Source organism: Mitsuokella apri (genome assembly GCF_047974105.1).
In the GTDB taxonomy this organism is placed as follows: domain Bacteria; phylum Bacillota; class Negativicutes; order Selenomonadales; family Selenomonadaceae; genus Mitsuokella.
The window spans coordinates 118444-133882 of record NZ_JBHYRS010000003.1 but is presented as its reverse complement, the minus strand read 5'-3'; the positions used below and the strand labels follow the sequence as shown (position 1 = coordinate 133882).

Below are 15439 nucleotides of genomic sequence, written 5' to 3'. Positions count from 1 at the left end.
CCTCAACTTCCTTCTATTATAATACAGGCTGCCTCAGCTCTCCGCCGTGCCGAGCTCAAAATGGGCCGTACTGCCGCCGCTCTTTGTCTTCGTGACTTCGAGCCTTGCCGGAATGCGGCTCCGGAGCTCCTCGACATGCGAGATGATGCCGATGAGGCGGCCGCTCTTCTGCAGTTCGAACAGGGCCTTGAGAGCCACATCGAGTGTCTCGCTGTCGAGCGTGCCAAAGCCTTCATCGATGAACATCGTATCGAGACGCACGCCGCCCGCACAGGCCTGCACGACATCGGCAAGGCCAAGCGCGAGTGCCAGGGATGCCAAAAACGACTCGCCGCCCGAAAGCGTCGCCAAAGGGCGCGGATACCCCGAATAATTGTCAAAAATCTCCATGTCGAGCCCGCCCTGCTGATTCGCGCGCAGGCGTTCGCCAGCATGCAGCTCATACTGGCCGCGGCTCATAATCAGGAGTCTCTGATTCGCCATTTCCATGACATCGCCAAGAAGCGAATGCAGCACATACGTCTGGAATGACACTTTGCTGCCCGTCTTGCCGCTCGCAAGCTCCGAAAGACTCGTGATGCGCGCATAGGCGTCCGTGAGCTCCCCGCTCTTCTCGCGAAGTTTCTGCAGGGCCACGGCCCGTTTCTGCCACGAAGCCAGCACCGTTTCGGCTGCCGACGACTCGCGCAGGGCCCCCTGCCATGCCTGCTGGGCCGCATTTGCCGCAGATTCTGCCGCCGCGAGGTCCGGCTTTTCCAAATTCTCGATGGCGGCCTGACTTTTGGCAAGGTTCGTCCTCGCCGTATGCAGGGCCTGTTCGTGTGCGAGAAGTTCCTGCCGCACCTGCTCGCGGTACTTTTCTTCCCGCCAGCTGCCCTGCAGGGCCTCTGCGTACGCCGGTTGCCCGTCAAAGCCCGCCTGAGTCAGCCGTTTGGCAAAATTATCCTGCAGAGTCTTTGCCTGCTCCTGACTGCGCAAAAGTTCCTCGCGCTTCGTCAGCCACGCCGACTGCGCCGCATGATAGCGCGTATCGAGTTCATGGTAGTTTTTTTCTGCCCCGACGGCCTTTTTTTCCTCGTCCTGCCATGCCGTTTCGCGCTGCTGCCACTGGCGTTCCAGTTCCTTGGGTTCGGCAGGAAGTTCCCTGCCTGCAAGCTGCGCCTTTTTATCTTCGACCAGCGCTCTGGCCGCCGCGGCCTCGGCCGCACCTGCGGCAGCCGCTTTTTCCGTTTGCTCTGCCTCAGCCTGCAAGTCGGACTGCTTTTCCTGCAGCTCCGCGATTTTCTTCATCAGGGCCGCATGTTCGCTGCCGGCCTGCTCTGCTGCCTGCAGCTCCTGCCCATTCTTCCGGAGTTCTTCGCCGAGTTCCTGCTGACTTTTGTCGCCGAGCTGTTTTTTGACTTCTTCCGCCTTGGCCTTTGCGGCGGCAAGCAGGGCTGCCTTTTCCTGCACCTTAGCCGCAGCCGACTGATACGACTTTTCAAGCTTGCCGACTGACTTTTCCTTTTCCTCGAGCATGGCATCCGTGACGACTTCCGTCACGGCCTGCGCGAGCCTTGGATGATGCGTGGAGCCGCAGACGGGACAGGGCTCGCCCTCTTTTAGATTTTCGGCAAGCAGCACGGCGCGGGCCTCTTTCGCAAGTTCGCGCAGATGGTCGAGCTCAGCGCGGGCCGTCTGCCATTTTTCCCCGACTTCCTGCGCGGCCTTTTCCGCCTGTTCGTGAGCTGCCTTCGCTTCCTTAAAAGTACGCTCGTTACGTGCCAAAACGGCAAACTTTTCCTGCTCGTCCAAGAGATTTTTATGCGCAAGCTGCAGGGACGCCAGCGTCAAAGCCTGCGTGCGGAGTGTTTCGGCCTGTTTCTGTCCTGCCTGCAACAGTTTTTCCACTTCTGCCAGCTTCTCCTTGCCTGCCAGCGACTCCTTCTGCAGGGCTTCGCTCCTTGCCTGCTTCATCGCGGCGTCTTTCTGCGCCGTTTCCAGCTCCCGTGCAACAGTCAGCAGTCCCCGCAGGACGACAAGGGCTTCCTTTTCCGCTGCATGTGCCTCTTTGCCAGCCTGCACCTTTTCAAAGAGTTTCTCAGCCGCCGCATGCTCTGCGGCAAGTTTTTGCCCCTGCTGTTTGAGATTTTCAAGCTCATGCCCGCGTTTTCTTACATCCTGCTCGACATTACGAAGCTGCCCCGCAAAGTCCAAGAGGCCTGCCGCCCTGTCGGCCTTGTCGAGTGTTCCCCGCAGCACTTCATCCTCAGGCACCGTTTTTTCCCACTTCTGCACCTCGGCAGCCGCCGTTTCCGCCTGCTGGAACTTCGTCATGACCTCGCGCGCAGCGTCCCTCTTTTTCTCGCAGTCTTCCTTGATAAACTGCAGGGCCTTGGTTTTTTCTGCCAGCCCCTCAGCCTGCTTCTCCTGCACGGCAAGCAGGGCCTGAAATTCCGTCTCATCCTTAGCGCCGGCCTCGGCAAGGTAGATTTTCTGCTTTTCTGCAATGACGTCATACGCTTTGCCTATTTCTGCGGCCTTCGCCTTGAGCTTTTCCTCAAGCTTCTGGTAAATTTCCGTATTAAAGAGGACCTTCATGATTTCCTTGCGCGCGCTCGTATCGGCCATGAGAAAACGGCGGAACTCCCCCTGCGGCAGCAGCACGACCTGACGGAACTGCTTGCATTCAAAGCCCAAAAGCCGCACAATGCGCGCATGAACTTCGCCATCCTTCGTCCAGCTTTCGGTGACTTTGCCGTCTTCGAGCCTTTCTAAGAGGACCTCGGGCTTCTGGCGCACGAGTCCTTCGCCGCGCTTGGCCTTGCGCTGGTACTCAGGACTTCTCCTGATGTGCCATTTTTCCTCGCGCACGCGGAAGATCATATCGACATACGTATCGTCCGCAGGACCGGCCTCGCGGTTCCGGAGCATCCTAGGCGTGCGCGCCTCCGTCGCGGCCTCGCCGTAAAGCGCGTAGCAGATGGCGTCAAAAATACTCGTCTTGCCCGCGCCCGTCGCACCGTGAATCAGGAAAAACGGCTGCGAGTCGAGCACGGAAAAGTCGAGGCTGATTTTCTTCTTATACGGCCCAAAGGCGCAAATGGTAAGGATTTCCGGCTTCACTTCGCATCCCTCTCTTCCTGATAAATTTCCTGCAGACAGCCGTGAATGAATTCTTTCTGCCCCTCATCGAGCTTTTCCTGCGTCATATCCTCGTAATACTGAGCAAAAAGCGTCTCTTCCGTGAGTTTCAGCACAGCCTGCCCGTTCTGCTCGCGCATCGTGCCCTCATGCTGCAGATTCGGATAGAGCACATGCATGAGATTTGGATAAATGGCCTTGAGCTTGTTGAACACATCGAGGATAATGCCCGTATCCGTGAGCTCGACCTCGACATAATCGTCCGACTGCGGGAATTTCGCGCGGTCGTGCTCGATTTCGGCAAAGGACGCCTGCACGCGGCGCACATCGTGGGGCGGCACCAGCGGCACGAATGTTTCCTGCGTCTGCCCCTTTTCATCGAGGTCGACGAGGAGCACGCCCTTTTTCTGCTCCGCCTCATCAAAAGAATACTTCATGAGGGACCCGCTGTAGCGAATGTTGTCGGCCCCCGCGCGCTGCGGATTGTGCAGATGGCCAAGTGCCGTGTAGCAAAAATCCTTAAAAATCGCAGGGCTGACATTCGAGGAGCCCCCGACGGCAAGCGGCCGTTCCGAGTCCGAGCTCACGCCGCCCGCGAGAAAGGCATGGGCGACAGCGATGCTACGTACCCCCTTGGGCAGTTTTTCGCGGCTCTTCTGCAGCACGATTTCATGCGCCTTTTCAAAATCAAGCGTCTCTTCCACGCCGAACACCGCCCTGACACCGGCAGGTTCCATATAAGGGTAGAGCTCCACGGCCACAGGGCCGAATTTGTCTTCTATTATAATAGGGGCCATCTTGTCATCGAGACGGCCGCGCACGAAAATCCCCGCCTGCTCCATGAGCCGGCCGCCAAAATTCAGCCGCGCCTCGCTGTCATGATTGCCCGCAATGTAGAAAACCTTGACTTTGGCCTCAGCCATTTTGCGAAGGAATTCATCAAAGAGATCGACAGCCTCGACAGGCGGCACGCCGCGGTCGTAAATATCCCCCGCAATGATGACCGCCTCGGCCTTTTCGTCTTTTACGAGCGGCAGAAGCTGCTCCATGATGATGGCACGCTGGTCCGCCGTCAAATGCAGCCCATGAAAATAGCGCCCGAGATGCCAGTCAGCCGTATGAATAAAGCGCAACACAATCCCTCCCTTGGAAATACCAAATACCCGATATACAAAAAAGAGCCAGAAGTGTACCTTCTGACTCTGTGCATTCGATATGGTGGAGACAAGGAGGATCGAACTCCTGACCTCTTGCATGCCATGCAAGCGCTCTCCCAGCTGAGCTATGCCCCCGTCTTTAGCGAATCGCTAACGACAGATATTATTATAAAGGAGCCCCATGCATTTGTCAACACTTTTTTTCGCCTGCCGACTTTTTCTATGCCCGACTTTCTGCTAAAATAGAGAAAAACGACCAGACACTTTGAAAAATAAAGCAGGAGGAATTTCCATGGCTATCAAAATCACCGGTTTTTACCAGCTTCCCCATCAGACGATGCCGGAGCTCGTCGACTTTGACGACGTCTTCGACACCTCGTTCATGCGCAAATACACGCGCTTCCGCACCTTCGAGAAATTCCTGCAGGGCGGCCATTTGGGCATCACTTGCCAGAAGGATTTTGAGGCCCTGCCCGAAGAAAAAATGGATGCCTGGGTCAAAAAAGCCACGAAATTTTCCTCATGGCAGGAAATGCTCGACACGGCTACGGACAAATACGTCATGCACAAAAATCTATGAGACAAGAAAGAGGCCAGCGACGGCCTCTTTTTTATGCCCAGATTTCCCTGAGCGAATCAGATTTTTGCGTATTCCAGGATGGCGCGCTTGTCGTACATGCGCTCATAGTAGCTCTGATAATCGCCGCTGATGATGCCCATCCACCAGTCGCGGTGCTCGAGGTACCATTTAATAGTCTTCTTGATGCCGTCTTCGAACTTCGTCTCCGGCTCCCAGCCGAGTTCGTTGTGAATCTTCGTCGGGTCGATGGCGTAGCGACGGTCGTGGCCCTTGCGGTCCGTGACGTGCTCAATCAGGTCCTCGCTCTTGCCGAGTTCCTTGAGGATGGTCTTGACGACATCGATATTGGCGCGTTCATTGTGGCCGCCGATGTTGTAAACCTCGCCGACACGGCCCTTCTGCAGGATGAGGTCGATGGCACGGCAGTGATCCTCGACATAAAGCCAGTCGCGGACATTCTTGCCGTCGCCGTAGACCGGCAGCTTCTTGTCGGACAGCGCGTTGATAATCATCAATGGGATGAGCTTCTCCGGGAAATGGTACGGACCGTAGTTGTTCGAGCAGCGCGAAATCGTCGTCGGCAGCTTGTACGTGCGGTGGTAAGCCATGACGAGCAGGTCAGCGCCGGCCTTCGAAGCCGAATACGGGCTCGACGTCTTGAGGTTCGTCTCTTCCGTAAAGAACAGGTCCGGACGGTCAAGCGGCAGGTCGCCGTAGACTTCATCCGTCGAAACCTGATGATAGCGATCGATGCCGTACTTGCGGCAGGCATCAAGCAGCACGCTCGTGCCGATGATATTCGTCTGCAGGAAAATCTCCGGATTCTCAATGGAGCGGTCGACATGCGACTCCGCTGCGAAATTCACGACGACATCCGGCTTCTCCTGCTCAAAAATGCGGTAAATCGCCTTGCGGTCCGCGATATCCGCACGGATGAACTTAAAGTTCTTCTTCTCCATCGCGCCCTCAAGCGTCTCGAGATTACCCGCATACGTCAGCTTGTCCACGCAGATAATGCGGTCGGACGGATGCTTCTTGAGCATATAGTAAATAAAATTCGAACCAATAAACCCGGCACCGCCGGTCACAATAATATTCATACAAATTCCCCCTATGTCTAAACGGCCGCAAAAAAAGCCTCTGCGCCGTATTCTTTTCTACCTATATATTATACAATAGTATATCACACGACACAAAAACCTTTTTCACATTACAAATTATGACACAAGTATGTAGCTCTTCTGGTTACGTTAAGACAAAATCTTCCCTATAGACTTTGCTATCTTTACCGCATCAAAAGGAGTATTGTCTACACCAAATGTTATTCTAATAGTTCCTTTTGCGTATTCTTCAGGGGCATTGATTGCCTGCAGTACATGCGAAATCTGCGTATTAACTGAATCACATGCCGATCCTGTAGAGATGCAAATTCCCATCAGGTCAAGACGGTGCAAAAGCATTTCCCCATCTGCATTGCGAAAAGAAATATTTACATTCCCTGGTAAGTGATCTTCCGCACCATTACGAATAAAGTCTAGATTCTCTGACAGAAGTGTTTGAATCAAGGTATCTTCCAAATTAAGGAGTCTCTTTTTTTGCTCATCCATCCTCGAGGTATTTTCCTTGAGAGCTTCTGCCATACCAACAATCGATGCTACATTTTCGGTTCCAGCTCGGTTTCCGTTTTCCTGTGAGCCACCATCCGCATATTGATGAATACGAACGCCCTTCTTCATGTACAAAAATCCTATCCCCTTCGGGCCATTGAACTTATGTGAGGAAGCCGACAGAAGATCAATATCTAATTTCCTGACATCAATGGGAACATGTCCGACAGCCTGAACAGCATCCGTATGAAAAAGCGCACCGTTCTCGTGAGCAATTTTAGATAATTCTCTTATTAGTTCAATTGTACCAATTTCATTGTTTGCATACATGATTGACACTATGCCCGTATTTTCAGATATGCTATCTCTCAAAACAGCAGGATTTATCACGCCTTGATGATCAACTGGCAGATATTTTACATCTATACCGAGTTTTTGAACTGTGTCACACGAATTTAAAATCGCATGATGTTCTATTTGAGAAGTAATGATTTGATTTTTTGTTGATGGGAGAAATAAGGAAGATTTGATTACCCAGTTATCACTCTCTGTACCGCCAGAAGTAAAAAATATTTCTTCTGGCAAAGCGCCTATACACTCCGCGATAGTTTCACGGGCATGCTTCAACGCCTTTTTGATTGGTCGAGAAAAAGAATATGGTTGAGATGCATTTCCATATTGTTCAAGGAGATAGGGCTTCATGGCAGCAAAAGCGTTCTCGCTTAATCTAGTAGTAGCAGCATTATCTGCATAAATCATGAAACAACCATCTCCTAATCAAAAAGAGTACATCCCTCGTCTTTAAATTCTTCTATTTTATCAAGTAAATCATCAACTGTGCATCCCAGATAGTCTGCTAGACAGTCCATGCAATAATAATTTGTTATATCCCTACCTAGTAACTTTTTATTGATGCCAATGGTATCTTTATCAAGCCCTTTTTTCCCACAAGCAATACATTCGTATTTCATAAATTAACCTCTTACTGTAAAATCTGGCATTAATTTATCATCATTCTTATATTCCGAATCAAGAATAGATAATTGCCGCCATATATTCTTTCGCATACGAATTGCAGGTCTTAAACAGTAGCGATTGAATTGGTGTACATCCACATCATCAGCAGACCTTACATTCGGGAAAAGTAACTTTAAATATGCAGTCGCAATACGTTTAACGGCTTCGGTATGTCTCACATATGCATTGTCTGAAACCTTAACTATCTCATCAACAATAGCGCGATAGCTTACATCATCACGCAGCATATGCATAATAGTACAAAAGTATTCAGTATTTAAAGCCCATCCTGAAACTTTTAGATCATCGCTCATTTTAGGAATGTCCCAACCTTTAATAAAGCCATGAATTCTGTCTACAAGTGCACTCTCTTGGAACAGAGAAGGAAGTTCATTAAACATACTTTTATATTCGTCCATGTTGTTTATATCGATATTGCCTAAAAGTACGACACCAGCAGACGATTCGCCTTCATATCCCCCTATATTGAAACGTCCACGCTCCATATATCCTTGCATAATGGAACGCATTTCATTGACATCGTTAAATGTTACCAGTTTGACCTCATCGATAGCAACGTAATCAGTCCCTACAATAAAGCCCGGTTTATGTCTGCTCGTATCATAAAACATTTTGGCACGAGTAATTTTACCGCCATCGGTCAAAGTTCCATACTTGCTCAAATTTCCAAAAACGTACGATTTTCCTGTTCCCTTTGGTGCAAGCTCAAGAAGATTTAGTCGCTTCTCTAAAAAAGGCAACAGACGAGTCAGCATTGCTAATTTCTCATTCTCGTCCTTATATCCCTCAGCATTATAATCGATTGCACCTAGAAGAATATCAATCCATTCTCCAATAGAAAATTCTTCACGAACATCTTTATAGTAATCTAATTCGGCTATATACGGATAAAAATTAGTAAAGCCAGTCATCTTAATTTTACCCGTTATCTTAGGTCTTACAGTATCATCTGGGAAACGATATCCTAGTTCGATTACCCCCCAAGTTTCTTGTCCTCTAGTTAATTCATTTTTATACTGCTCCCAAACGGATGGCTCTATGATAGTTTCTTTATTTGTCACACCAAAATTAGGAAGTGAAAATGATATTTCTCCTGTCTTTATATCGATATCCACGCTTATCTTTGTAAGAATTTTTACACGTTCATTCTCATATGCAATACGATTCTTTATACTAAGCCACTCTTCTTTTTTTGGCAGATAAGTTTTTATGAAATTGGTTACTTCTTCAATATCATAATTTCCATCATCATCTTCAAATTTTTTCAAAACCCAATCTCGTAAAAAAGAAGGTAATCCAAGAGAGGAAAAGAAATTACTTTTCTTTAGATCCTTATAAACCACCATATCTTCAAAACATTCACGTAGTTTATCTTCCATATTAGATCCTCCTACAGCAAATCATTTTCTTGTTGACCCTCCCGCTTAATAAGGAGTGGTAAATGATTTGCTATTTTATTGTCGCCGGAAAAGATATCTACATAGTATTGTCCTTTTTTCTTCAAATCTGGCATTTTTACACTATAATAGCCATTACCAAGCGGAATAGCCTTATAATTTTTTTCATTTATCACAATAGAAACATCACGACATTCCACTGTCAAATACAGTTTAATTTCAGCTTTCTTACGGTAGCTTACTCTTATCTCTGGAACCTCATGAATATCTCCTAAAGAATCCGATTCAGCAGACATAATATAGGCTTCAATTATTTTATCTGTGGATCTAATTCTTATGATTGGCACGCAGACCTCTTCTAATGTTGCGCCCCCATGAGCCTCGACATTTGCTTTCCTTCCATGTTTAAAACGATCATAATTGGCTAATGACCAGAAATCCCCAGCATCTACTGCATACGCTGGCTGCTTATCAACAACGTTCTTCTTGCAGCATCTTCCTGAATGTTCACCATTATTCCCCATTTCCCAAATATTTTCATGGTCATAGAGAACAACCAGACGACTGGCTCCATGGTCAGAGATGATTACTGCCTCATCCCGCCCATTCCGAAGCTTTTCCTGAATATTTTTTAAAATACCTTTGATTATTTCAAGTTCCTTTATAAGATGAATTGGCAATTTGGATTTTCTGTAATAATCGAAGTCATCCTTCCCATGATGTTTGATATCATCAATATCTTTAATAGATATAATTTGTTCTGGCGACCAACCATTCAAAAATTCCTTATTGACACTTGTTATCGACGGAAGCTCGCAACGACAGACAGTAATGTCTACATGCAGCTTCAGATTATTACATAGAGACTTTATGTAACTTAGATATTCTACTCCCATAGCATCTACGAAATAGAGTAACGCATTTTCCTTTGATATTTCTTCAATTTTCGAGGACCTGGGGGGAAGAAGAGCATTATAGTCACGTTTTTCCGCTTGATCAAGTACCTTCTCATAGAATTCAGGAAAAAGCTTATTGATCACTTTTTGATAATTATATTCATCAAAGTACTCAGTTAACAATTTGTCTTTATACTCATATGGTCTTAAATATGAACAAAGGTCTGGATATATCTTCGCCAAGATATCAACCAGCTTAGCACGACCTATCTGAGCTCCATATCGATCAAGAACGTAAAATATCTCTTCTTTTTCACATTGCGTAACATCCGTGAGGTAATAGATCTCATCTTGTCCTTTTGCACGAGCGAGATTACGAAAAGATACAATTTCAGCCGAGTGATCTTCCATTTGGCAGATGATTTCTTTTCTGCTTGTATAGCATTCCCAAAAATCATTCTCCTTATGCGATCTCGAAAGAATTCCGATGTAGATGTTTCGTTTCATCTCCTCCAAACTGTTAGAATGGATTGCTGCATCATTTAAACACCAATTCCCCTTTGCTCCGTATAATTTTATTCCTATATAATACAGCCAACGATACTCGTCTGACTTACAAGATAGTCCAGCAATATAGATATCGAGCTTTCTATGATCACCAAACTCAGCATCAATAAGATCATCCCAGCTAGAATCAAATAACGAAAGTGCATACTGCCATTGCTTCTCTGTTCCCATTTCCTTATTTAATTCTCGTGTTTTTATATCTTTAAGACAGAGGATATCATATGCACTTTGAATCTCGGTAATATTATAAAGGGCATTCTGAAATGTATTTTTTTCAATTCTTGTTACTAGATAAATATCGTCATTTTCTTCATATTCAATTACATCTGCTAATTTTTCAATCCCTTTCTTTGACATTACTTCTTGAGGAATTGGCAATTTAGGTGAAACAAAATATATATGGGGAATCTTTGCTATATCTCCATCTAATATTAATATTCTTCGACTAATACGAGGATCACCAAAATTCAAGAACCGCTTACACTGATAGCTAATAATAACCACATGACTAGTTGTAGTTAAGCTAACAATTGCGCGTAATACATCTGTCAGTTCGTGCTCTCCAACAAGTCTTAAGAATGAAGTCAATCCTGTAAGAAAAAAATAGTCACATTCTCTATTCTGGATATCATTAATGATATTTTCGATACGCGGATACTCATCCTCTTTACAGTAATGTGCTGCAGATACATGACTCCCAGACTTAACGCAAAACTCTCGGATTAGTTCCTTGAGATCATTCTGATTTTGAACATCTACTATCAACGGTGATTCTACATCATTCTTTTCTAAAAACTTCTTAATTCTTCCTTTACATTCAGTGATGTTCATAACTGTCACCTCAGTTATCCTTGATAATCTCTATTCCCACTGTCATATTATCCTGAATCAGCTCTTTTAAGTAACGACGTACGTCATCTGCATCCATCTTATCAATTTTTTCTAATGCCTTATTCACTCCACTTTGATTATACTTTGCTTCCGCCATTTGCTTTATCTTTTTTTCAACGCTAGGTAAACCAAACCAATCGTAGGGATCATCACTTAAAGTTCTGCTAAGATATTCTTTGACATCATTTATATCTGTCAAAATTACGGAATAATCTTTGATTATAGATCTGGCAAATATCTTATCAAGCATGTCATTATCATCCATCTTCGAATAAAAGGTGGCCTTTTCTAGATATTCTTTAGCCTTTGTTACAGAAGCCTCATCTGGATGAGCTTTATTAAGAACGTCAAAAGCTTGTTTTGCCTGTGTCACTTCATTATCCGGGACGAGGCATAAAATAGGCATTTTATGCCTATTAGACCATTCCTGCGGAGTAAGAGATGACTGTATCTTATCCTGCCAGAAATTCTTAAGTTGTTCATATCCTAAAGAATTACGATATTTTTTTGAAGTATTATCTACCAGACCTAAATAAGCAGCCTTATCCATCACAAAAGTACCTGCCGCTGGTATCTTTTTATAAATTTCTTTTATTTCATCATCATCAAATCCATCAAGATAAAATTCACATACTACTTCAAAAAGGTCCTCTTGATGTTCATAATATTGTTTAAATCCGGAACCATTTACTTGCAAAAGAGAAAGGAATTTTTTCTTTTTTTCTTCCCCAGAAAGGCTTCCTGTTCTCTCTATCTCATAAAGCATCTTCATGAAATCCGAAATGCTGCCATATTTATCTTTAGCTGCTGTATAAGACATATGCAGGCGATTGCATTTATCGCACCATTCCTTGATTGTTTCTGTAAATGATGTTGCCTTAGGCAATATCTTATTGCTCTCTGCGATAATTTGATATTCTATAATTGTTTCACGAATCTTTTGATTAGCTGTATCTTTATTCCAAACCCAGTTTGCAGCATCAGCATCAAATTTCTCTCTTACAGCATTAATATACTGCCCCTTATCTTCAATCTCATCAGAAAGCCTTGGCAATATTCCTCCTTCAAACCTACTAAGATAATGTTTCATTCCTTCGATACAGTTATCCTCTGAAAAAAGTGTTTTCAAATCATTTGTCGCACTAGGATTATCCAAGTATAACTTTCCTATTTGATTAACAATATCATTTTCTGTTTTCAAACTGCCAACATTTCCACTATTAGCAATTCCACAATAACAATCAATCATTTCATCCAATACATTGGATTTTGTCTCAAGCCCTATTTCTGAAGTAATCTCTTTTAAGGTCCAAAGTGGGAAGGGAAATTCCTTCATCTTATTACGAACAACACCTCTGGTCTGCTCAGATGATGTACATAAATTCTTAGAAACACCGAATACCATAGCACTATTTTCGTTAAAGGCTCTTTCTTCCGGAGTTAAGGTAACAATATACTTATCCTTATATTTAGGATTTGATGTGATTTGGAGATGAATTACTTCGTCTACCATTTCTTTCAATTTATCTAGTGTAAGCTCATCATTAGTTAGTCCGTCACTCCATGAATATTCTCCATTTGTATATTCCTTAAGGACAAACCCCAGAATAAACGCGGAAAGATTGCATGGCATAAATCCATAAGGAGAAGCTTCCAATATGTCCCAAATAGTTCTGATTGAAATTCTACCTGAATTCCTAAATTCATCTTGAATTCCCTGATCAACAGCAGTCTTTATTTTAGAAATCAAAATATTAGGATGCGTTTTCCAATATACGGGATCATCCCATGCTTCTTTTAAGGCAGTCTCCAATTTAGTCTTAGGATTACCAGAAGTAAATGCTCCCTTCGTTTTTCTCTCAACACCACATTGTACAGCCTGCTTTAAATTTGTTGACTTGTACATCGTAGGCAGTACATTGTACTCACCTTCAAGACATCTAGGAAATTTCTCCCGGTCAATCTTCTTAAGAATCTCTTCAAATAAATCCCTTGAAGTAGCTCGTTCACCAGCAGTGTTTTTTTGCGTATAAACGATAACATCACCGTTAAAAATTCGTTCTTTCCATTTTTTTAAAGCCTCTTTGGCATTTCTAGAGTACTGCTCACTTAATACATTATCTTTACCGGTCTGGTACAGCGATTGAGCCATATCTTCTCGATACTGGTCATATCCATCCTGACCAAATGGAGTCGTCGTGGCATCGATGAATACTAAATGATAGCTGCCATCATGCAGAGCCTCTTGTATTTTTTTCTCCACAAGAATTGCTTCTTCATCATTTTTTGCGAAACAGACAACTGCAGGAATCTTATTTCCTTCCTCTTCATCAATATTCCGCAACTTCCTGATAGTGCTATCAAATTCCCTCGATGAAACATACTTTAAATTATAACGAAGTTTTAAAGCGCCATCAGCAAATGCTAATGCATCTAGTACAGTTGTATTATCATTTAAGTGTTCAGTAATCAAAGAATATGTAGATTTATCATCAATATTTTTTTTGAATTTCTCTAATTCCTCATCACTAGCTTCGTTAATATAAGCATTATACTGAAAGTTATTTACACCTAATTTATTTTGAAAAATGATCTTATCCCTATCTAGTTTTTTTGCAATACGTAATACATCGTTCTCGATGTCGGATCCTTCAAAAGCAAGATCCAAATTTTTTTCATTCGGGATAAACATCTCTACCGAATCTGCCACATGCTGCGAGATTGCTTGCAATAATAATATTGTCTTCAACACTCGTTTCTCATCTGTATCAAGGCCACGCCTTTGAACACGACTATAATAATCAAGAGTCGTTCTAACATCACGTGCAAGGCTCTCTTTACCTTTTTCATAAAAGAAGTCCCACAGCATATCAACAGTAAGAAGAGGATTATCTGTATTATCTGGGCCACCATAAGGTCCGTAATTATCGATAAACCATTGAAATCCCTTAATGTCATCACCACGATCATTTTTTATAAAATCAAACATACTTCTCTGATTGGAATCAAATGTAGATGAAATATTTTTTAGCAATAATGCGGTATAAGGATGAATAGGCAGTATGTCCAGCATCTCCTGCTCTTTAATTCCGGCTTCCTTGCCCACGGTTTTTCTAGATTCATTTGTACGATTAGCAAGTTCCTCTACAATATCATTCCATTCATTCCTAACTACGGAGTCGGAATTTTTCTCCATTGCACTTCCCATTAATTGAAAAGCAATGTTCTCAGGTAAGGATATCTGACTATGCGGATTTACAAAACGATCGTTTAATTTTTTATAATCCTTATCTCCCTCATGGAAGAGACTAGAACTAATATGTGTCACAAGAATAAAATAAAATGGCTCCGTTTCACTCAACTCTAGAAGTTTTTGAAAGCCAGTAAGATTTCTGGTATTATTATAAAAGTACTCAGTGAATTCATCCCACATAAATACGATTGATTTTAAGTTATTTACATGTATCGTTTCTATAATCCAATTAATAAGGTCATCTACGGTCATAGAAAATGCCCGTATCTGTTTCTCGTGAGATAGCTTAAATATCTTTTCCATGAGAGTATGCAAAGCTGCACCATGATACGTTTTCAATTTTTCTATGATAGTATCTACATCATCCCCGCCAAAAAGAGTTGAATAACTACCTTTTATAAAGATCTCAAGACTTTGTTTATTCTCAGAATCAGATAGATAGCGAATAATAGCTTCCTTTAATGATTCACGACCTTTATTTTCTATACCAGATTTTCTGAAGGCCTCTTCTATGCTCTCTTGAACGGCAAAAACAAGATCATTATCACCATGTATATCAGAAGAACCATAACGATGAACTGTCAAAATTTGTCCATCATTTTTTATGCGTTTAAAATTATTAAGAAGATCATTATCTAGATTATATTTTTGAAAATAATCCTGCATTTTTTGTTCATTTACATCCAAAAGTTTCTTTAATGTCAGGACAGCATGAGATTTACCAGTACCGTAAGCACCTTCAACCCAGATGGATAACTTCTGTCTTCTATCTAAAACACTTACTGTGGTTTTCAATAATCTAACAAATGATTCATGTGGAAAGAATTTTTCCCACATGTCCGGATTATCATTTATTACCTTTTCATTTACAGCTGGAAAATAATCTGGGTCAATATCAAAATAATGGCGATACGTATCCATATGTAAAAC

General features: G+C 43.6%; 9 protein-coding genes and 1 tRNA gene. 1 reads left to right on the top strand and 9 read right to left on the bottom strand.

The features are described 5' to 3' along the window. Nucleotides 1-33 precede the first annotated feature (33 nt). The 3 genes from ACE419_RS05650 to ACE419_RS05640 all read right to left on the bottom strand — a co-directional run bounded on the left by ACE419_RS05650 (nucleotide 34) and on the right by ACE419_RS05640 (nucleotide 4415). Nucleotides 34-3105, bottom strand: a complete 3072-nt coding sequence (locus tag ACE419_RS05650) for an SbcC/MukB-like Walker B domain-containing protein (protein WP_435721304.1) — start codon at nucleotides 3103-3105, stop codon at nucleotides 34-36. Then, complete coding sequence (locus ACE419_RS05645; RefSeq protein ID WP_435721303.1) at nucleotides 3102-4259, bottom strand: exonuclease SbcCD subunit D; 1158 nt, start codon at nucleotides 4257-4259, stop codon at nucleotides 3102-3104. Before ACE419_RS05645 ends, ACE419_RS05650 begins: the two co-directional genes overlap by 4 nt. Nucleotides 4260-4339: 80 nt before the next feature. Then, nucleotides 4340-4415, bottom strand: a tRNA-Ala gene (locus ACE419_RS05640). A gap of 157 nt (nucleotides 4416-4572) precedes the next feature. Between ACE419_RS05640 and ACE419_RS05635 the strand changes: the two genes are divergently transcribed. After that, nucleotides 4573-4860, top strand: a complete 288-nt coding sequence (locus ACE419_RS05635; protein ID WP_435721302.1) for a hypothetical protein — start codon at nucleotides 4573-4575, stop codon at nucleotides 4858-4860. A 56-nt stretch (nucleotides 4861-4916) separates the two neighbouring features. Here ACE419_RS05635 and rfbB read toward each other — a convergent pair whose 3' ends face one another. The 6 genes from rfbB to ACE419_RS05605 all read right to left on the bottom strand — a co-directional run bounded on the left by rfbB (nucleotide 4917) and on the right by ACE419_RS05605 (nucleotide 15430). Next, a complete protein-coding gene (gene rfbB, locus ACE419_RS05630) occupies nucleotides 4917-5960 on the bottom strand; it encodes a dTDP-glucose 4,6-dehydratase (RefSeq protein WP_435721301.1) in 1044 nt (347 codons plus the stop codon). Nucleotides 5961-6110: 150 nt separating this feature from the next. Further along, nucleotides 6111-7226: a cysteine desulfurase family protein gene (locus ACE419_RS05625; RefSeq protein ID WP_435721300.1), complete on the bottom strand. Its 1116-nt coding sequence runs from the start codon at nucleotides 7224-7226 to the stop codon at nucleotides 6111-6113. Between the two features lie 14 nt (nucleotides 7227-7240). Further along, nucleotides 7241-7438: a hypothetical protein gene (locus ACE419_RS05620; protein WP_435721299.1), complete on the bottom strand. Its 198-nt coding sequence runs from the start codon at nucleotides 7436-7438 to the stop codon at nucleotides 7241-7243. Between the two features lie 3 nt (nucleotides 7439-7441). Beyond that, nucleotides 7442-8884, bottom strand: a complete 1443-nt coding sequence (gene brxL / locus ACE419_RS05615) for a BREX system Lon protease-like protein BrxL (protein ID WP_435721298.1) — start codon at nucleotides 8882-8884, stop codon at nucleotides 7442-7444. Between the two features lie 11 nt (nucleotides 8885-8895). After that, nucleotides 8896-11196, bottom strand: coding sequence for a BREX-4 system phosphatase PglZ (pglZ, locus tag ACE419_RS05610; protein ID WP_435721297.1), 2301 nt, complete (start codon nucleotides 11194-11196; stop codon nucleotides 8896-8898). Between the two features lie 10 nt (nucleotides 11197-11206). After that, nucleotides 11207-15430, bottom strand: coding sequence for a hypothetical protein (locus ACE419_RS05605; protein WP_435721296.1), 4224 nt, complete (start codon nucleotides 15428-15430; stop codon nucleotides 11207-11209). Nucleotides 15431-15439: the final 9 nt, after the last annotated feature.